Source organism: Dechloromonas sp. TW-R-39-2 (genome assembly GCF_016864195.1).
In the GTDB taxonomy this organism is placed as follows: domain Bacteria; phylum Pseudomonadota; class Gammaproteobacteria; order Burkholderiales; family Rhodocyclaceae; genus Azonexus.
Genome location: NZ_CP045202.1, coordinates 99,331 through 119,029, shown reverse-complemented (window position 1 = coordinate 119,029; position 19,699 = coordinate 99,331). Strand labels below are relative to the sequence as shown.

Genomic DNA, 19,699 nt, shown 5'->3' with positions numbered 1-19,699 from the left:
GATCTTCTTGAGAGTGAAAATCGGCGAAAATCGCCGTCTTTCACTCTCGGTGGTCACGCATGGAATGCCGTCCCGGATGTGCCGCCTGTTGCGTCGCGCCCTCCATCTCTTCGCTGAACAAGCCTGCCGGACAGCCCTGTCCGAATCTGGATGCCGATTTGCGCTGCACGATTTTCGGCCGGCCCGAGCGGCCTTCCTGCTGTGGCGGCTTGCAGCCTTCGCTGGAAATGTGCGGCGAGTCGCGCCAGCAAGCCATGATCTGGCTGGCAAATCTGGAGGCGGCTACCCGACCGGGATAGTAGAATGCCGGCTTCTTGTATTGGCTGCATTCCATGGACCCGATTCTGCTGCTTAAAGCCCTCATCCTCGGTATCGTCGAGGGCCTGACTGAATTCCTGCCGATCTCGTCGACCGGTCATTTGATTCTGGCTGGCGATTTGCTCAATTTCAACGACGATCGCGGCAAATTGTTCGAGATTGTCATACAGTTCGGCGCCATTCTTGCGGTTGTCTGGGAGTATCGTCAGCGTTTGCTGGTTGTGGCGCGCGGTGCGTTCAGCGATAAAACTGCCCAGAAATTCATTCTCAATCTCTTCGTTGCCTTTCTGCCGCTGGCGATTCTCGGCTTGCTGTTCGGCAAGGCGATCAAGGCCAATTTGTTCAACCCGATCGCTGTCGCCAGCACCTTCATTCTTGGGGCATTCGTCATCCTCTGGGCGGAAAAACGTGAACACACGATTCGCGTTCAGACGGTTGAAGAAATGAGCCTGCTTGATGCGCTGAAAATGGGCATCGCGCAGGCGTTCGCGTTGATTCCCGGCACCTCGCGCTCAGGAGCGACGATCATTGGCGGCCTGCTGTTCGGCTTGTCGCGCAAGGCGGCGACTGAGTTTTCCTTCTTCCTGGCCATTCCGACCATCGGTGCGGCAACGGCTTACCAGCTGTACAAGGAGCGGGCGCTGCTCAATTTCGACGATGTCGGCATGTGGGCGGTCGGATTCATCTCGGCTTTTGTCTCGGCCTTCCTGTGTGTGCGCTGGTTGCTGCGCTTCATCTCCAGCCATGATTTCACGCCATTCGCCTGGTATCGCATCGTTTTTGGCATTGTCGTGCTGTCGACCGCGCATTTCGGCTGGGTGCAGTGGGCGGCGCATTAAGTCGTCCGCAGGTTATTTACCTGCACGGCTTTTGTTCGTCGCCAGCCTCGTGGAAATCGCGCTTGCTGGCTGAGGCGATGGCTGCGCGCGGTCTGGCCGGACGCTTTGCCTGTCCGCAGTTGTCGCCCTTTCCGGCGCAGGCCATGGCTGAGGTTTCGCGCTTGATCGAAGCGGCCGATGGCCTGGTGACGCTGGTCGGCAGTTCGCTCGGCGGGCATTACGCCCATTTTCTGGCCGAGCAGTACGGGCTGCATGCCGTGCTGATCAACCCTGCTGCGGTCGACCGGCTGGAATTGGGCAAATTTGTCGGTGAGCACCACAATTTCCACAGCGGCGAGCATTTTGTTTTTGGCCAGGCGCATGTCGAGGAATTGCGCGCACAGGTCAGGCCGCCGACAGCGGATCGCTATTGGCTGCTGGTTGAAACCGGCGACGAGGTGCTGGACTATCGGCAGGCTGTGAATTTTTACGCTGGCTGTCGCCAAAGCATCCTGCCCGGGGGCGATCACAGCTTCACCCGCTTTCCCGAGTTCATTCCGCAAATCCTTGAATACGCTGGGTTATAATCCGCCGATGAATGTATTGTTTGAAGAAGACGGCGGCTTTAAGACCGGTGTCATCATGGCTGACAACGACACCTCGTTGCAGATCGAGATGCCATCCGGCAAGCGCAGCAAAATCAAGTCCGCAACCGTGTTGTTGCGTTTCGAAAAACCATCGGCGGCAGTCATGCTTGAGCAGGCAACGCCGCTGGCTGAAGAAATCGAAGCGGATTTTCTCTGGGAGTGTGTCAACGATGGCGAATTTTCGTTTCTTGATTTTGCCCGTGATTACCACGGTCACGAACCCAGCCCGGTCGAAGCGGCGGCGGTGTTGCTTGCCCTGCACGCAGCGCCCATCTATTTCCATCGCAAAGGTAAGGGCCGCTTCCGCAAAGCGCCTGCCGACATTCTCGCAGCTGCTCTGGCCGGTCTTGAAAAAAAGCGTCAGCAAGCGCTCGCCATGGAAGGCTGGATCGCCTCACTGAAAGAATTCCGTCTGCCGCCGGAAATAGCGGCAATGACCGACGCTTTGCTTTATGCGCCGGACCGCAACAAATCGGAAACCAAGGCGTTCGAGACGGCCTGTGCCGAAACCGGCCTGACTGCGCCGCAACTGCTGTTCAAGTGCGGAGCCATCAAGTCAGCCTATTTCCTGCACTATCGTCGCTTTCTGCATGAGCAGTTCCCCAAGGGCACGGCCTTCCCGCCGCTTGATGCCCCGAAGTTGCCGCGCGACTTGCCGCGTGCCGACGTCCGTGCCTTCTCGATCGACGATGCCAACACCACCGAGATCGACGATGCGCTGTCGGTCGTCAAACTGCCCGGCATTGGTTCGCGCATCGGTATCCACATTGCCGCACCGGGCCTGGCCATCGAGCACGGTTCGCCGCTTGACGGCATCGCCCGGGCCCGTTTGTCCACGGTGTACATGCCGGGCAACAAGATCACCATGCTGCCGGATGCCGTGGTCCAGAATTACACGCTGGCCGGTGGCGTCGATTGCCCGGCCGTGTCGCTTTACCTGACGGTCAATGACTCGCTGGAAATCCTCAGCCACGAATCGCGGCTGGAAATGGTGCACATCGCGGCCAACTTGCGTCACCACGAGATCGAACCCTGGTTCAACGCCGAAACCATCAACGGCCCCTTGCCCGACCAACCGTTCAAGGATGAACTGGTCCATCTCTGGCATTTTGCCAATGCTTGCGAAGGCCGGCGCGGCAAGCCTTCGGCGATGCAGGGCAACAATGATTACAACTTCGGGATTGAAGGCGATCTGGCCGATCCCGATGCATGCATCGTTGAAATCAGCGAACGCAAGCGCGGCAGCCCGCTCGACAAGCTGGTCGCCGAGTTGATGATCGTCGCCAACTCGACCTGGGGCGGCCTGCTCGCCGAGAAAAATGTCGCCTGCCTGTACCGCGCCCAGACCCAGGGCAAGGTGCGTATGACGACCTCGCCCTTGCCACACGAAGGCCTCGGCGTACCGCAATATGCCTGGATGACCTCGCCGCTGCGGCGTTATTGCGATCTGGTCAATCAGTGGCAACTTATCGCCTGTTTGAGGGGTGAATCGCCGGCATTCGCGCAGAAATCGGCGGAGTTGTTTGGTGCAATGCGCGATTTCGAGATCACCTACGCGGCTTACGCCGACTTCCAGCGCCTGATGGAGCGTTACTGGTGCCTGCGCTGGTTGCAGCAGCATGGCATTTCGGAAATTGATGCCACGGTGCGGCGTGAGCAACTGGTCAAACTCGACCATCTGCCCTTGATGCTGCGTGTCCCGTCCTTGCCGGCCGATCTGGCACCGGGGCGTCGGGTGCGTCTGGCGATTGAAAGCCTCGATTTGCTGGCGCCGGAAGTGGCCGGGCGTTTTGTCGCCCTGCTTGATGCGCCGGAAGTCGACATGGCTGGTGCCGACGAGGAGGATGGGGCGCAGTGAAGGCGGTCGCATTGCACTGGCAGTCGATGCAAACCGACAGCCGCCGGCTCTGGCTGGCGATTGGCATTTCGATGCTGGTGCATGTGCTCGTCCTGACGCTGCACTTCAAGTTTCCCGAGGCGTCGAGCTCGATGCGCGAAAAGGCGCTCGATATCATCCTGGTCAATTCGAAATCGGCCCGCAAGCCAACCGACGCCCAGGCGCTGGCCCAGTCGAATCTGGATGGCGGCGGCAATACCGACGAAAACCGGCGGGCCAAGACGCCGCTGCCGCCGACGCACCAGCAAGTAACGGGCAGCGATGTGCAGCAGATGCAGCGGCGGGTCCGTGAGCTTGAAGCGCTGCAGCAAAAGATACTGACCCAGACGCGCAGTTCGCGGACCATCTCGGCCGGTGAAAACACCAATGTTCAACCTACACCGGTGACCACGGTCAGCGGTCTCGACCTGGCGGAATCGGCCCGGGCGATGGCTCGTCTCGAAGGCGAAATCAGCAAGAGTACCGACGAATACAGCAAGCGGCCGCGCAAGAAATTCATCGGGGCGCGCACCGAGGAATATCGTTTCGCCCAGTACATCGAGGACTGGCGGCAGAAAATCGAACGCATCGGCACACTCAACTACCCCGCTGCGGCGCGCGGCAAATTGTATGGTTCTCTGGTGTTGACCGTGTCGATCAATGCCGATGGCCAGATTGGCCGCATCGACATCAATCGCTCGTCCGGCCACAAGATGCTGGACGATGCGGCGCGGCGGATCGTCCAGATGGCCGGGCCCTATTCGCCGTTTCCGCCCGATATTCGGCGCGATACCGATGTTCTCGAAATCACCCGCACCTGGTACTTCACCCAGGGCGATCAACTTTCTGCCAAATGACCGATCTCTACGCCGTATTCGGCAATCCGATTGCCCATTCCCGGTCGCCTGACATCCACACGCGTTTTGCCCAGGCTTGTGCCCAGGATTTGCACTACGAGGCACGTCTTGCTGCGGTCGACGGCTTTGCCGAGGCAATTTCCGCATTTGTCGCCAGTGGCGGCAAGGGCGCCAATGTCACGGTGCCCTTCAAGGAAGAGGCTTTCCGCCTGAGTACCCGGTTGAGCGATCGGGCGCAGCGCGCCGGGGCGGTCAACACGCTGATTTTCAAGGGCGCTGAGATCCATGGCGACAATACCGATGGCGCCGGTCTGGTGCGCGACATCGAATGCAATGCCGGCCTGCCACTGGCCGGCAAGCGTGTTCTGCTATTGGGGGCCGGTGGCGCTTCGCGTGGCGTGATTGCCCCGATTCTGGCGAGTGGGCCAGCCAGCCTGTTCATCGCCAACCGCAGCGCCGACAAGGCGGTGGCCCTGGCCGGCAGTTTTTCTGCGCTTGCCGCGGTCGACGGCGGTAGTTTTGCCGAAATCGACGGGCGGCAATTCGATGTGGTGATCAATGCAACATCGGCCAGTTTGTCTGGTGAAAGCCTGCCCCTGCCCGCCGGTGTTTTTGCGGCCGGCGCACTGGCCTACGACATGATGTATGGCAAAGGCGAAACCCCGTTCTTGAAACTGGCGCGCGAGCAGGGCGCAGCCAGCTGCGTGGACGGCCTGGGCATGCTGGTCGAACAGGCAGCCGAGGCTTTCTTCATCTGGCGCGGCGTGCGTCCTGAAACCGGCGTTGTGCTGGCCGACTTGCGGGCGAAACTCGGCGCATGAAAGCCCTGGGCCGCGGGCTCAAATGGGCGCTGCTCGGCCTGCTCGGCTTGTTTCTCGTCTGGCAACTATGGTTGTTGGGTTGGGTGCTGTTCTGGGGCTGGGCGAATCCCGGTACAACCCGCTTCATGGACATCCGTCTGGCCGAGTTGCGCGTCAACAAACCCGATGCCGTGCTGAAGAAGGAATGGGTGCCTTATGAACGGATTTCAATTCATCTGAAACGGGCGATTATCGCAGCCGAAGATGCCAAGTTCGTCGATCATGAAGGCTTCGACTGGGAAGGTATCCAGAAAGCCATGGAAAAGAACCAGAAGAAAGGTCGTTTCGTGGCCGGTGGCTCGACCATTAGCCAGCAACTGGCCAAGAATCTTTTCCTGACGCCGAGCAAATCGTATTTTCGCAAAGCCGAAGAGGCGATCATTACCTTGATGCTGGAAAATCTGTGGAGCAAGCGGCGGATTTTCGAGGTCTATCTCAACGTGATCGAGTGGGGCAACGGGGTTTTCGGTGCCGAGGCCGCCGCCCGGCATTATTTCAATGTCGGCGCCGCCCAGCTCGGGCCGGAACAGGCTGCCCGGCTGGCCGGGATGGTGCCCAATCCGCGTTATTACGACAAAAATCGCGGGGCATCCGGCCTGGGACGCAAGACCGGCATCATCCTGGCGCGCATGCCGGGCGCCGAAGTGCCCTGAACGCTGCAAATTAAGGGTTTTCCGCAGTTATTTTGTCAAAACCCTGACATCCGCCCGGTGCTAAAATGGCGCACCTTTTGCCGCAGCGCACCATGAGCGAAGAAGCCCAACTGACCGATACCGAAGACTTGCAGGAGCGCCTCGCCGAGGTGCAGACCCTGCTCGCGCGGCATAAATTGGTCGAAGAGTTGGTGCATCGCCAGGAAGGGCCACGCCACGACCTGGTCGAGGACATGGTGCACAAGCAGCATCTGAACGAGCTGCAGCACAAGCTTGAGCCGATGCACCCGGCCGACATTGCCTACATTCTGGAAGCTTTGCCGCTCGATGAGCGCTTGATTGCCTGGGATCTGGTCAAGGCCGAGCGCGAAGGCGAAATCCTGCTCGAAGTCTCGGATGCCGTTCGCGAAACGCTGATCGACTCGATGGAGCGGACCGAGCTGGTCGCGGCGGCTGAAACGCTGGATGCCGACGAGCTTGCCGACCTGGCGCCCGACCTGCCGCAAGGGGTTATCGACGACGTTTTCCGCGGCTTGTCGGTCGAAGAGCGCGAGCAGTTGCGCGCCGCCATGTCGTACCCGGAGGAGTCGGTCGGCTCGATCATGGATTTTGACATGGTCACGGTGCGCGAAGATGTTTCGCTTGAAGTGGTTTTGCGTTATCTGCGCCGTTTCGACGAACTTCCCGACCATACCGACCAACTTTTCGTGGTCGACCGCGACGAACGCCTGAAAGGCGTGTTGCCGTTGAATATCCTGCTGGTCAATGAAGTCGAGGTCGAAGTCGGCGCCTTGATGCAGACCGACTTTGTCGAACTTGAACCGGACGATCTGGCCGACGAAGCCGCCAAGGCGTTCGAACGCTACGATCTGGTGTCGGCCCCGGTCGTCGATCCGGAAGGACGGCTGGTTGGCCGCGTGACCGTCAATGCGGTGGTGGACTTCATCCGCGAAGAGGCCGAGAGCGAGCAACTGGCGCAGGCCGGTCTGCGTGAAGAGGAAGATATCTTTGCTTCGGTCTGGGATTCGGTGAAAAACCGCTGGGCCTGGCTGGCGATCAATCTGGTTACCGCCTTTATCGCCTCGCGCGTGATTGGCGCTTTTGAAGATTCGATCGAGAAACTCGTGGCACTGGCTGCACTGATGCCAATTGTTGCCGGGATCGGCGGCAACTCGGGCAACCAGACGATCACGATGATTGTCCGGGCGATTGCCATGGGCCAGGTGCAGCCGGATGCGATGCGTCGCCTGCTGCGCAAGGAGCTCGGCGTGGCAACGATCAACGGCCTGATCTGGGGCGGCCTGCTGGGGATTTCAGCCTGGTGGTTGTACGGCAGCTTCAAGCTGGGTCTGGTGATGACGGCAGCGATGACGCTGAATTTGCTGCTGGCTGCGTCCGCCGGGGTGGGAATTCCGTTGCTGCGTCAGAAATTCGGCGCCGACCCGGCCATTGGCGGGTCGGTGATGATTACCGCCCTGACCGATTCGGGCGGTTTCTTCATCTTCCTCGGTCTGGCGACGCTATTCCTAATGTGAGTCCGGCGTCAGCAGCTTGAGGCCGACAATGCCGGCCACAATCAGGCCGATACTGGCCAGCCGCGCCGCTTCCCGTGATTCGCCAAACAGGTAGATACCCAGAATCGCCGTGCCGACCGCGCCGATGCCGGTCCAGATCGCATAGGCCGTGCCGAGCGGCAAAACCTTCAATGACCAACTGAGCAGCACGACGCTGGCGACCATGGCCAGCACGGTCGCCGCCGAGGGCCAGAGCCGGCTGAATCCCTCGGTATATTTCAGGCCGACCGCCCAGCCCACTTCGCACAGGCCGGCGACGAAAAGAATGAGCCAGGCTTGGGTTGGGCTCATTTTTGCGTGGCAAACCAGGCGTCAGCGGCCGCAATCGTGGCGGCAATGTCGGCTTGGCTGTGCGCTGCCGAGACGAAACCGGCTTCGAAGGCCGACGGTGCAAAGTAATGACCAGCGTCGAGCATGGCGTGGAAGAAGCGGTTGAAGGCTTCCTTGTCGCAGGCCAGGACTTCGTCGTAGGTGCCCGGGCACTTCTCGGCAAAATAGAGGCCGAACATGCCGCCGACGTTCTGGGCGGCAAAGGCGATGCCATGTTTTTTCGCTGCGCCGACCAGGCCGTCGCACAGGGCCTTGGTTTTTGCGGTCAACGCTTCGTAAAAGCCGTTTTCCTGAATTAGTTTGAGCGTGGCCAGGCCGGCGGCCGTGGCGATCGGGTTGCCGGACAAGGTGCCGGCTTGATAGACCGGGCCGAGCGGGGCGATTTTTTCCATGATTTCGCGCTTGCCGCCGAAAGCACCCAGCGGCATGCCACCGCCGACCACCTTGCCGAAAGTGGACAGGTCGGGCGTGATGCCGAACAGGCCTTGGGCGCTCTTCAGGCCGACGCGGAAGCCGGTCATCACTTCGTCAAAAATCAGCACGGAGCCGTTCTTGGTGCACAGCTCGCGCATGGCTTTGAGGAATTCCGGCGTCGGGGCGATCAGGTTCATGTTGCCGACCACCGGCTCGACGATCACGGCGGCGATCTTGTCGCCATGCTTGGCGAAGGCGTCGGCCAGTTCCTGCGGGTCGTTGTAAGTCAGCACCATGGTCGTTTCAGCGGTGCCGGCTGGCACGCCGCTCGACGACGGGTTGCCGAAGGTCAGCAGGCCGGAGCCGGCCTTGACCAGCAGGCCGTCGGAATGGCCGTGGTAGCAGCCCTCGAACTTAATCAGGATGTCGCGCCCGGTGTAGCCGCGGGCCAGGCGGATGGCGCTCATCGTAGCTTCGGTGCCGGAGGAAACGAGGCGCACCATGTCCATGGATGGCACCAGTTCGCACAGCAGATCGGCGATATCGACTTCCTTCTCGGTCGGTGCGCCGAAGGACAGGCCATCGACCACGGCGGCCTGGACGGCGGCAATCACATCGGGGTGGGCGTGGCCGAGGATCATCGGGCCCCACGAGCCGACGTAGTCGGTGTACCACTTGCCGTCCGCATCCTGCACCTTCGGGCCAATGCCCTTCTGGAAAAACAGCGGCGTGCCACCGACCGAGCGGAAGGCGCGCACCGGTGAATTGACGCCGCCGGGAATGTGGCGCTGGGCGCGTTCGAAAAGTTGCTGGTTGCGAGAGGTCATGCCTTGGATTCCTCGAAAAGACGTTGATAGGCGGCGGCGCGGGCGGTGATGTCCGGCGCGGAAAAAAGATCGGTAATGACGGCCAGCAGATCGGCGCCGGCGGCCAGCAAGGGGGCGGCGTTGTCGGTCGTGATGCCGCCGATGCCGCAGCTGGCAGCGGCCAGCGTGGATTTTGCCTGCTGGAACAGGTCGACCGTGGCAAGCGGGGCGTTCGGTTTGGTCGGCGAAGGATAAACGGCGCCGAAAGCGACGTAGTCGGCGCCGGCTTGCGCCGCTGTGCGGGCCAGCGCAAGACTGGCGTAACAAGAGGCACCCAGGATTTTGTCTGGTCCGAGTATGGCCCGGGCGGCAACCAGGTTGCCGTCGTCGGCGCCAAGATGAACGCCATCGGCCTTGACCAGCACGGCCAGTGCCAGATCGTCGTTGATCAGCAGTTTTGCCTGATGGTCTGCCGTCAATTCGCGCAGTTGCCGGGCGCGCACCACGCGTTCTGCCGGCGAACTGGTCTTGTCGCGGTATTGAATGATGCGGCAAGCGCCGCGCAGGGCCGCTTCGACGTCGGCCAGCAAGCGTTTGCCATCGGTCTGGTCGGGGGTGATGGCGTACAGGCCACGCAATTTAGACGGCATCGCCGGCTTTCGGGGCATCTTCGGGTTCTTCTTCGCTTCTGGCCCAGAAAAAGCGGTCGGGGATGAATTGCCCCATGCCCGGGCGCAACGGATTGGCCAGCGTTTGCCAGGTGTAGTCCTGGGCGTCGCGCACGGCGTCCTCGACACTGGCGCCGCCAGCGATGCAGCCGGCAATGGCCGACGCCAGCGTGCAGCCCGAGCCGTGATAGCTGCCGGGCAGGCGTTCCCAGTCGTCGCGGCGGATGATGCCTTCGGCGCCGTAGAGCGTGTTGACGACCTGTGGCGTGTTTTCGTGCGTGCCGGTAATCAGGACATACTGCGCGCCCATTTCGATCAGGCGCTGGGCGCAAACTTCGATCGACGGCTCATTTTCATCGTCCGGATTTTCGGCCAGGCGGCGTGCCTCAGGCGCGTTGGGGGTCAGCAGCGTGGTTTGCGGCAACAGCATTTCGCGCATGGCGGTGATGATTTCCTCGTCGGAAAATTCATCGCCCCGTCCGGATGCCAGGACCGGATCAAAAATCAGCGGGATTTCCGGGTAGTCGCCGACAATTTCGGCGACGGCCAGAACGTTTTCCAGGCTGGCCAGAACACCGATCTTGAAGGCCGCAACCGGCATGTCTTCGAGTACCGTGCGGGCCTGCTGCTCAAGCAATTCGGCACTGAGCGGGTGCACGCTTTGCACGCCGACCGTGTCCTGAACCGTAATGGCGGTCAAGGCGGTCAAGGGATGGCAGCCGAGGCTGGCCAGCGTCATGATGTCTGCTTGTATACCTGCGCCCGACGAAGGGTCGCTTGCTGCAAAGACCAGAACGGAAGGAAGAAGAGAGGCTTTTGGCGTGTTTGTGGTCATGAAGATCGCGTCGTTGGCAGACACGAAGGGGATTCGGTAAGATGGCCGCGATTTTATCCGAATCTGACGGTGAGGACGCCGCTGTGACAATGTGGCAACACTGAATTGACGACTACGTTTACCTACGACTTCCGTAGTAAGATGCCGAGAACGTATGAACGTTCCATAACAGGCCAGAGGGCGGGGAATTGGCTGATCTAACAACACTGCGCGGCGTCAGGGTCATGGTCATTGACGACAGCAACACGATACGGCGAAGCGCCGAGATTTTTCTCGTCCAGGCCGGCTGTCAGGTTGTCCTCGCCGAAGATGGTTTCGATGCCCTGGCCAAGGTCGCCGATCACCAGCCCAGCGTTATTTTCTGCGACATCATGATGCCGCGCCTCGATGGCTATCAGACCTGTGCGCTGATCAAGAAAAATCCCCGTTACAAATCCACCCCGGTCATCATGCTTTCTTCAAAGGATGGCCTGTTTGACCGGGTTCGCGGCCGTATGGTCGGCTCTTCCGAATATCTGACCAAGCCCTTTACCAAGGACAGCCTGCTGCAGACGGTCGCCAGATTTGCCTTTCCGTCCGCGACAGAATCCACTTCGTAAGCTCAGAGAACCAGAATGCCAGTCAAGAATATCCTCGTTGTCGATGACTCTCCCACCGAACGCTTTTTCACGGTCGACGTGCTGGTCAAGGCCGGTTATTCGGTGATTACTGCCGAAAACGGCGAAGAAGGCATTGCCAAGGCCAAGTCGGAAAAGCCGGATTTGATCCTGATGGATGTCGTCATGCCCGGCTTGAACGGTTACCAGGCGACGCGAACGCTGACTCGCGATGATGAAACCAAGGACATTCCGATCATCGTCTGCACCTCCAAGGGGCAGGAAACCGACAAGATCTGGGGCTTGCGCCAGGGGGCGGTGGATTATCTGGTCAAGCCGCTCAATGCAGACGAGTTGCTGCAGCGCGTCTCGGCCCTGCCCTGAGCGGTATGGCCCGGAAAGTCAGCCTCAGGGATTTTCAGGAATACCTGTCCGGTCGTCTCAAAACGGCCGCACAGGGCAAGGGAACGGCTGCCTGGCTGGGTGTCGAGGCGGGCAACGAGCCTTGGCTGGTCGACCTTGCCGATAGTGGTGAAGTCGTCCAGGCGCCGGTCATGATGAGCGTGCCGCTGACGCAGCCGTGGTTTGCCGGAATCGCCAATATCCGCGGCAACCTGCATGCAGTGACTGATTTTTCGGCTTTTCGCGGCGGAGCACCGACTGCACAGAATGCCAGTGCGCGCCTCTTGCTTGTCGGGACCAAATTCGGGGCCAACTCTGCGCTGCTCGTGTCGCGCATGCTGGGGCTGAAAAATCCCGAGAATTTTGCCCTGGCGGCGGCGGATGATGCAGCACCGGCCTGGGCCGCAGCACGTTACACGGATGTAAATGGACAGGTCTGGCGCAAGCTTTCGGTGCGCGACCTGCTCGTCGATCAAGATTTCATGAATATCGGGTTCTGATCCCGGATTTTCCGGGACCCCAGTGGAGAGTTTTCATGGCTAATAGCCTTAATCGTCCGAATGATGGGTTGACCGCAAAATTGCAGTTGCCCGCATTCATCGCCAAGCAGCCGGTCGTCCAGCAGATGAAGACACTGGGCGGTGTCTTTGTGGTTCTGCTGCTGGTGATTGCGGCGCTGGTCTTCCACGACAATCGCGAGTCGACCCATGGCACGGCTTATATCGCCGCCTCCGGTGAAATGCGCATGCTCTCGCAGCGACTGGCCAAAGCCTCTTCCCTGGCGCTGCAGGGTAATGCGGCAGCCTTCACGCAACTGGCCGAGTCGCGCGAAACCTTTGCCCAGTTGCTGCAACGTCTGACGGAAGGCGGCGACATCGGTGGCGTCAATGTGCCGGCTTCATCCGGTTCGATGCTGGCAGGCATCGAGGCATTGAACCAGCGTTGGGTATCGACGGACAAGGACGCCCAGGCGGTGATCGCCCAAGAGAAAAGCCTGGTTGCGCTTGGTCGCAACGTGGCCACGATCGACAACAAGAATCCGGCCATGCTGGAACTGACCGATCAACTGGCCGCCCTCAAGTTGCAGGCCGGCAGTTCGGCCCGCGAGATTGCGGCCGCCAATCAATTGGTGATGTTGACTCAGCGGATCGCCAAGAATGCTTCGGCCTTGCTGGTCGGCGATGAAATCAACCCTGAAGTCGCCTTCCTGCTCGGCAAGGATACCAATGCCTTCCGCGATATTCTGGCAGGCCTGAGCAAGGGCAACGACATGCTCCGCCTGTCCGGCAGCAACGATCCGGAAAGCCGGGCCAAACTGGCCGAGCTCGATACGGCGTTCAAGGAGTATCAGGAAGCGATCGCCAGCATTCTGGGCAACATCCAGCCGCTGGTGCTTTCCAAGCAAGCCGGTTCGCGGATTTTCCGCGAGAGCGAGGAACTGCTCAAGGCAACCGATGACCTGGCTCGCGGCTATCAGGACAGCCTTTCCGAACGGGCGATCTATATTGTTTTGCTTCTGATCTTGTTGCTCGCCTCGTTGGCCACGCTGGCGCTGCTTGCCAAGGTCTATCTCGACGATACCGGGCGCCGGGCGCTGGCTGCTGACCAGCAGCGTCAAACCTCGGAGCAGACCAATCGTGAAAACCAGGACGCCATTCTGCGCCTGATGAACGAACTGGGCGATCTGGCTGACGGTGATCTGACCGTAACGGCCACCGTGAGCGAAAACATTACCGGCGCCATCGCCGACTCGATCAACTACACGATTGAAGAACTGCGCGTGCTGGTCGGGCGGATCAACGATGCGGCAAATCGAGTCACGGCAGCGACTGAAATCGCCCGCCAGACTTCGGCCGAATTGCTCAGCGCGGCCGAGCGCCAGTCGCTTGAAATTCAGGAAGTCGGCCAGTCGGCACTGGAAATGGCCAGCTCGATGAGCCAGGTTTCCGGCAATGCAACGCAGTCCGCCCAGGTTGCGCGCCAGTCGCTGATGGCCGCCGAAAAGGGGACGCAGGCGGTACATGACTCGATCAAGGGCATGAACGAAATTCGCAAGCAGATTCAGGAAACCTCGAAGCGAATCAAGCGCCTTGGCGAAAGTTCACAGGAAATTGGCGAAATCGTGGAGCTGATTTCCGACATTACCGAACAGACCAACGTGCTGGCCTTGAACGCTGCCATCCAGGCGGCTTCGGCCGGCGATGCCGGTCGCGGCTTTACCGTGGTGGCGGAAGAAGTGCAGCGACTGGCTGAGCGCTCCGGCGAAGCAACCAAGCAGATTGCGGCGATTGTGAAAACCATTCAGACCGATACGCAGGATGCGGTTTCCGCCATGGAGCAATCGACCCAGGGTGTGGTCGAGGGGGCCAAGCTGTCCGACGCGGCCGGTCAGGCGCTGACCGAAATCGGTCAGGTGTCGCGCGATCTGGCCGACCTTATTCAGGATATTTCAAGCTCGACACAAACCCAGGCCAATTCGGCCTCGCACGTGGCAACGCTGATGCAGGACATTCTGCGGGTGACCGAGCAAACCACCGCCGGTACGCAGCGCACCGCCGAGGCCGTGGATGAACTGACGGCGCTGGCTTCCGAACTCAAGGGCTCGGTCGCCGGCTTCAAGGTCGATTGATAGGCAGCACGGGATACCATGAACGCGGCAACGGAATTTGATTTGGGCCCGCTCTCCTGGGTCAAGGCGGAGATCGACCTGGCGCTGGAGCGTGCCGAGCAGGCGCTGGCCCAGTCGGCAGGCGGGACCGATGTCACCCAGCTCAAATTCTGTCGCACCCACGTGCACCAGGTGCACGGGGCCCTGGCCATCGTCGGCCTGGATGGTGTCACGCAGATCAGCGATTCGCTCGAACTTCTCTTGCAAGGGCTTGAAGAAGGGCGTCTGCTTGCCGATCAGGCTTGCTTGACGGCAATCGGGCAGGCTTTGTCGGCCTTGCGGCAATATCTCGACGACCTGATGCTTGGCGAACCGAACCAGCCTTTGCGTCTTCTGCCTGTCAGCCAGGCCTTGAAAGCCGCCCGCGGAATGCCGGCTGGCCATGCCAGCGAACTGTTTTACCCCGATCTCAGCCTGCGGCCGCCCAAGCGTTGGGCCGGTGCGCCAACGGTCAGTCCGGACGAATTGAAAGCGGCGCTCAAGACCGAGCGCATGCGTTACCAGAAAGGCCTGCTCAGCTGGCTCAAGAAACCGGCGGAAGCCGAAGCCGGGCGTCAGCAAATGCGTCAGGCACTGGCCGGCGTCGAGGCGCTGCAGGAAGCACCGGCGGCGCGTTCGTTCTGGTGGGTCGGGCTGGCTTTCCTTGATGCACTGGCCGCCCCGGAAGTCGCTGCCGATGTGTCGGCTCGCCAGCTTTGCTCGCATTTCGATGCCCAGATCCGGCGTTTGCTCGAAGGCTCGAACAGTATCGCCGAACGCGTGATGCGCGAAGCCCTGTATCACGTGGCGCAGGCCCCGGCGGAACTCAGCCCGCAGATTGCCCAGGTGCAATCGACCTTTGCCTTGTCGGCACTTTTGCCATCGGCCGTCCCTCTGGCCGGTCCCAAACCGCAGGATGCCGCGTTGCGCAAATTGCGCGAAGCGCTGGCCACGACCGAGGAGTTGTGGAATCGCTTTTGCACCGGCAGCGCCAGCAGCCTGACCAGTTTTGTCGACCATGCACGAGTCTGCGCGACGCTGACCGAGGACATCGGCTATACCGACCTGAAACGCCTGGGGCAGGGTCTGGGGGCCATTGCCAACTGGCTCTCCGAAGCGCCGGGACGACATAACGATACGGTCGCCATGGAAGTTGCGACCGCGATTCTGCTGTTGCAGAACGCTCAGGAAAGTTTCCACCGCCTGGGTACCGATTTCGCCCAGCAGGTCGATTTGATGGTCGCCCGGCTGTACGCCTGTATTGCCGGCAAACCGATGGCCGGCGACCAGGCCCTGCCGGCGCTCGATGAAATGACACGGCGGGCGCAGGAGCGTCTGCTGATCGGCCAGGTCGGCAAGGAAATTCAGAGTAATCTGGCACAGATCGAGCAGGCGCTCGACGTTTTCTTCCGCGAGCCGGCCAAGGGCCTGGATTTTGCACCGATCGACGGCCCGCTCAAGCAGATTGGCGGCGCTTTTGCGATGCTGGGTCACTTTGCCGCGGTCAACAGTCTGAAAGCCTGCGGCGAACACATTCGCCAGTTTGCCGCGCCGGATCAAACACCGACACACGATGACTTCGAGGCGTTGGCCCAGCAGCTTTCCCTGCTCGGATTCTTCGTCGATTCGCTGCAACACGGCGAAACCGATTTCGATGCCTTCGTTCGTCGTCAAAAAGGCGGTGCCGCGGTCGACCCGGCGGCCGAGGCAGAAATGCCCCATGCCACGGTTGAAGCCCAACTCGCCGAGCAAGCCCGTGAAACGCGCAACCTTGTCGAAGCCTTGCGTGAATCGCCGGAAGATCTCAATCTGCAGGACGAGCTCAAGCAGAACCTCAAATCGATTCAAAAAGATGCCGACCTGGTGGCCGACCGCGAGCTCGGCGAGTCAGCCAAGCTGGCCCTCGAAGCCCTGCAAAGCGGTGGCGTCGATGCCGCGCTGTCTGGCCTGCCGTCCGGCACGCTCGACGCACCGCCGCCCTCGGCCGCAACATTGCAACTGGCCGAAGCCAGTCATGCCGACATTGATGCCGAACTGCTGGCCATCTTCCTTGAAGAAGCCAACCAGGTGCTGGAAACGATCGGCGAGCAGGCCGCGCGACTGGTTGCCGCGGCAAATGACGTCGACGCGCTGACCATCATCCGTCGTTCAACGCACACGCTGAAAGGTAGCGGACGCATGGTCGGCCTCAAGGATCTGGGCGAAACCGCCTGGGCGCTTGAACAGACCCTGAATCACTGGCTGCAACAGGATCTGCCGGTTACGCCGGCGTTGCACACGATGATTGCCGACGAGCATCGCCTTTTCAGCGCCTGGGTGGCCTGTCTCGAAAGCGGGCAGGGCGCCTTGCCCGACCCGGCCGGATTGATTGCCATGGCGGCACAACTGCGTGGTGCCAGCGCCCCGGAATTGCCGCTGCCGGTCGAGTCGACCGCAGCAACCTCCGCCGTTCAGCAAATTGAATTGCCGGTGCCGGATAGCGCAACCGATGCGCCATCGATCCTGCTTGATCTGCCGGAAACCGACATACTGGAAGCCGAAGCCGAAGCCGAAGCCGATGTGCATCTCCAGGTTACGGCCGAGGCGCTGGAGGATTTGCTGGTCGCCGACGAGCAAATGCTGCAGTCAACTCCCGAAAAAGCCGAAATTGCAGCGCCCCCTGCGGCGCCGACGCTTTACGACATTTTCCGCGAAGAAGCACGCGGCCATCTGCAGACGCTGATCGATAGTCATGCCGCGCTCAACGCCACGCCGGATGCGCCGACAACCTTTGAAATGACACGCGCCGCACACACGCTGGGCGGTATTTCAGCCACGGTCGGCCTGATGCCGCTCAACCACCTGGCTATCGCCCTCGAACATGCCTTGCTGCGGCGTGACAGTTCGGCCCAGCCGGACAGCATCGAGGGCCTGGAAACCGTGCGTCAGAGCATCATGATGCTCGAAGAAATGTTCGCCGGCCTGGCGGCACAAAAAGCACCCGATGAACAGCCGCAACTGATTGTCGCGCTGGACGAAATCTTCCTTGCGCCAGCCGTTGACGAAACCCCGGAAGCGCCGCCGCAGCAAAGTGCACAGATCATTCCGCTGCACGCCGAGATGCCGCCTGCAGCACCGGCCAGCGCGCCGATTCCGTTGGCGCCCTTGCTCAACGATACGCTGGACGAACAGCTGCTGCCGATTTTCCTCGAAGAGGCCAGCGACCAACTGCGCGATCTGGCAAGCCATCTGCGCGCCTGGCGTGCCGACCCGACACTCGATGCTCATCCCAAGGCGATTGCCCGCCTGCTGCATACTTTCAAGGGTAATGCCCGCATGGCCGGGGCGATGAACCTTGGCGAGCTGACGCATCTGCTGGAAACCCGGGTTGATGAAACGCTCAAGGCCAACGCGCCTGATGGGATCCCGTTCGACGAACTTGAGGCCGGTTTCGATGCGCTGGCCCAGACGGTCGATGCATTCCGCCGCGGCGCGCATTTGCTCGCTGAACCTGATGCCGATCCCGAAGACGACGAAACGGCGATGCCGGCTGGAAATCCAGGGGCAGACACCGAAATCGAAGCGGCTGGAGCGCAATACGGTAGCTTGCGCATGCGCGCCGACCTGGTCGACCGGCTGGTCAATGAGGCTGGCGAACTGGCCATTGCCCGGACGCGTATCGAAGGGGAAATGCGCAACCTTAAAGGATCGCTGCTCGACTTGACCGAAAACGTCATTCGTCTGCGCCGCCAGTTGCGAGAAATCGAAATCCAGGCTGAAGGCCAGATGCAGGCGCGGGTTGCGCAGGAGGGGCAGGCCGAGTTCGATCCGCTTGAACTCGACCGCTTTACGCGCTTCCAGGAGTTGACGCGCTTCATGGCCGAATCGGTCAATGACGTCGCAACGGTGCAGCAGAATCTGCTCAAGAACCTGGACGATGCGAATGCTGCAATCATTGCCCAGTCGCGCCTCAACCGCAGTTTGCAGCAGGAACTGATGGCTGTCCGGATGATTCCGTTTGCCAGCCAGTCCGAGCGCCTTTACCGCATCGTTCGGCAGACTGCCAAGGAAGTCGGCAAGCGGGCCAACCTCGACATCGCCGATGGTCAGGTCGATATCGACCGTTCGGTGCTCGACAAAATGCTGGCACCGCTTGAGCACATGCTGCGCAATGCCGTGACGCACGGCATCGAAAGCCGCGAGCAACGGCTGGCAGCCGGCAAGTCCGAAATCGGTGAAATCACGCTGAAACTGGCCCAGGAAGGCAATGAAATCATCCTGACACTGGCCGATGACGGCAAGGGCCTCGATCATCAGCTGATTCGCGCCCGAGCCGAAGCCATGGGCCTGCTTGCACCGGATGCTGCGGTCGACGCGGCCCAATTGCACGATTTCATTTTCCACCCCGGTTTCTCGACTGCCGCCGAACTCAGCCAGCTGGCCGGGCGCGGCGTCGGCATGGATGTGGTCAAGACCGAAGTGACGGCGTTGGGCGGCCGGATCGAAACCCTGTCACAACCGGGCGCCGGCAGTACCTTCCGGATTTATCTGCCGCTGACCCTGGCAATGGCCCAGACCTTGCTCGTTCGGGCCGGTGCGCAGCGTTATGCCGTGCCCTCGACGATGATCGAACAGGTGCTTGAGCTCAAGGAAAAGGGACTGACCGCCTTGCGTGAAAACGGCGAGGCCGAATGGCAGGGCAATCGCTACCCCTTCCATTTCCTGCCGCATTTGCTGGGCGATGCGGCGGCCGTTCCCGAAGCGCACCGTCAATACTGGGTGCTGCTGCTGCGCTCGGGGACGCAGCGGGTCGCTGTGCTGGTCGATGAGCTCAAGGGCAACCAGGAAGTCGTGGTCAAGAACATCGGTGCGCAACTGGCGCGTGTCGTCGGTATTTCAGGTGCCACGGTGCTCGGCGACGGCCAGGTGGTCCTGATCCTCAATCCGGTCGCCCTGGCCGCCCGGACGCCGCTGGCTACCCCGCAGACCACGACACCGGCCGAGGCTGCGCCGGTTGCGTCCGGCGCTACGTTGCCGACCGTTATGGTGGTCGATGATTCGCTGACAGTCCGCAAGATCACCAGTCGCCTGCTGCTCCGCGAAGGTTATCAGGTGGTTCTGGCCAAGGATGGGGTCGATGCGCTGGAAAAATTGCTCGATGTGCAGCCCGATGTCGTGCTTTCCGATATCGAAATGCCGCGCATGGATGGTTTCGACCTGCTGCGCAACATTCGCGCCGACGAGCAGTACAAGCATCTGCCGGTGATCATGATCACTTCGCGTACCGCCGACAAGCACCGCAACTACGCGCTCGAAATCGGGGCCAATCACTATCTTGGCAAGCCCTACGACGAAGACGAACTACTTGGATTGGTTGCCGGTTACTGCAAAAAAGCAGGGTAGCCCGGCACCGTCCTGA

The 19,699-nt window shown here is 60.9% G+C and carries 17 protein-coding genes; 12 read left to right on the top strand and 5 right to left on the bottom strand.

Annotated elements, in window-relative coordinates:
- Positions 1 to 40: 40 nt before the first annotated feature.
- Positions 41 to 334, bottom strand: coding sequence for a hypothetical protein (locus GBK02_RS17045; RefSeq protein WP_203467851.1), 294 nt, complete (start codon positions 332 to 334; stop codon positions 41 to 43).
- Here GBK02_RS17045 and GBK02_RS00595 point away from each other — a divergent pair.
- The 7 genes from GBK02_RS00595 to mgtE all read left to right on the top strand — a co-directional run bounded on the left by GBK02_RS00595 (position 333) and on the right by mgtE (position 7,564).
- Complete coding sequence (locus GBK02_RS00595; RefSeq protein ID WP_203467850.1) at positions 333 to 1,157, top strand: undecaprenyl-diphosphate phosphatase; 825 nt, start codon at positions 333 to 335, stop codon at positions 1,155 to 1,157. The genes GBK02_RS17045 and GBK02_RS00595 overlap by 2 nt on opposite strands.
- Complete coding sequence (locus tag GBK02_RS00590; RefSeq protein ID WP_203467849.1) at positions 1,142 to 1,723, top strand: YqiA/YcfP family alpha/beta fold hydrolase; 582 nt, start codon at positions 1,142 to 1,144, stop codon at positions 1,721 to 1,723. Before GBK02_RS00595 ends, GBK02_RS00590 begins: the two co-directional genes overlap by 16 nt.
- Before the next feature lie 7 nt (positions 1,724 to 1,730).
- Entirely contained in the window at positions 1,731 to 3,641 is a 1,911-nt protein-coding gene (locus GBK02_RS00585; RefSeq protein WP_203467848.1) for a ribonuclease catalytic domain-containing protein, read from the top strand.
- A complete protein-coding gene (locus GBK02_RS00580; RefSeq protein ID WP_239003106.1) occupies positions 3,638 to 4,516 on the top strand; it encodes an energy transducer TonB in 879 nt (292 codons plus the stop codon). Before GBK02_RS00585 ends, GBK02_RS00580 begins: the two co-directional genes overlap by 4 nt.
- Positions 4,513 to 5,337: a shikimate dehydrogenase gene (aroE, locus tag GBK02_RS00575; protein ID WP_203467847.1), complete on the top strand. Its 825-nt coding sequence runs from the start codon at positions 4,513 to 4,515 to the stop codon at positions 5,335 to 5,337. Before GBK02_RS00580 ends, aroE begins: the two co-directional genes overlap by 4 nt.
- Entirely contained in the window at positions 5,334 to 6,029 is a 696-nt protein-coding gene (gene mtgA, locus GBK02_RS00570) for a monofunctional biosynthetic peptidoglycan transglycosylase (protein WP_203467846.1), read from the top strand. The genes aroE and mtgA overlap by 4 nt, the downstream gene beginning before the upstream one ends.
- A gap of 92 nt (positions 6,030 to 6,121) precedes the next feature.
- A complete protein-coding gene (gene mgtE, locus GBK02_RS00565) occupies positions 6,122 to 7,564 on the top strand; it encodes a magnesium transporter (RefSeq protein WP_203469254.1) in 1,443 nt (480 codons plus the stop codon).
- Here mgtE and sugE read toward each other — a convergent pair.
- The 4 genes from sugE to GBK02_RS00545 are packed head-to-tail and all read right to left on the bottom strand — an operon-like array spanning position 7,556 to position 10,656.
- Complete coding sequence (sugE, locus tag GBK02_RS00560) at positions 7,556 to 7,894, bottom strand: quaternary ammonium compound efflux SMR transporter SugE (protein WP_203467845.1); 339 nt, start codon at positions 7,892 to 7,894, stop codon at positions 7,556 to 7,558. The two genes, mgtE and sugE, sit on opposite strands and share 9 nt — an antisense overlap.
- Positions 7,891 to 9,174 carry a glutamate-1-semialdehyde 2,1-aminomutase gene (gene hemL / locus GBK02_RS00555; protein WP_203467844.1) on the bottom strand — a complete coding sequence of 428 codons (1,284 nt, stop codon included), beginning with the start codon at positions 9,172 to 9,174 and terminating at the stop codon, positions 7,891 to 7,893. The genes sugE and hemL overlap by 4 nt, the downstream gene beginning before the upstream one ends.
- The gene (gene thiE, locus GBK02_RS00550; protein WP_203467843.1) at positions 9,171 to 9,803 is read right to left on the bottom strand and encodes a thiamine phosphate synthase; all 633 of its coding nucleotides are present in this window, start codon (positions 9,801 to 9,803) and stop codon (positions 9,171 to 9,173) included. Before thiE ends, hemL begins: the two co-directional genes overlap by 4 nt.
- Positions 9,793 to 10,656 carry a hydroxymethylpyrimidine/phosphomethylpyrimidine kinase gene (locus GBK02_RS00545; RefSeq protein ID WP_203469253.1) on the bottom strand — a complete coding sequence of 288 codons (864 nt, stop codon included), beginning with the start codon at positions 10,654 to 10,656 and terminating at the stop codon, positions 9,793 to 9,795. The genes thiE and GBK02_RS00545 overlap by 11 nt, the downstream gene beginning before the upstream one ends.
- Before the next feature lie 224 nt (positions 10,657 to 10,880).
- On the opposite strand from GBK02_RS00545, the gene GBK02_RS00540 reads away from it, so the two are divergent.
- The 5 genes from GBK02_RS00540 to GBK02_RS00520 are packed head-to-tail and all read left to right on the top strand — an operon-like array spanning position 10,881 to position 19,683.
- On the top strand, positions 10,881 to 11,255 hold the full coding sequence (locus tag GBK02_RS00540) for a PleD family two-component system response regulator (RefSeq protein WP_203469252.1): 375 nt from the start codon (positions 10,881 to 10,883) through the stop codon (positions 11,253 to 11,255).
- 15 nt (positions 11,256 to 11,270) lie between these two features.
- Positions 11,271 to 11,636 carry a response regulator transcription factor gene (locus tag GBK02_RS00535; protein WP_203467842.1) on the top strand — a complete coding sequence of 122 codons (366 nt, stop codon included), beginning with the start codon at positions 11,271 to 11,273 and terminating at the stop codon, positions 11,634 to 11,636.
- A gap of 5 nt (positions 11,637 to 11,641) precedes the next feature.
- On the top strand, positions 11,642 to 12,154 hold the full coding sequence (locus tag GBK02_RS00530; protein ID WP_203467841.1) for a chemotaxis protein CheW: 513 nt from the start codon (positions 11,642 to 11,644) through the stop codon (positions 12,152 to 12,154).
- Positions 12,155 to 12,189: 35 nt separating this feature from the next.
- Positions 12,190 to 14,283 (top strand): methyl-accepting chemotaxis protein, encoded by a 2,094-nt coding sequence (locus GBK02_RS00525; RefSeq protein ID WP_203467840.1) that lies wholly within the window; start codon positions 12,190 to 12,192, stop codon positions 14,281 to 14,283.
- 42 nt (positions 14,284 to 14,325) lie between these two features.
- Complete coding sequence (locus GBK02_RS00520; RefSeq protein WP_239003102.1) at positions 14,326 to 19,683, top strand: Hpt domain-containing protein; 5,358 nt, start codon at positions 14,326 to 14,328, stop codon at positions 19,681 to 19,683.
- Positions 19,684 to 19,699: the final 16 nt, after the last annotated feature.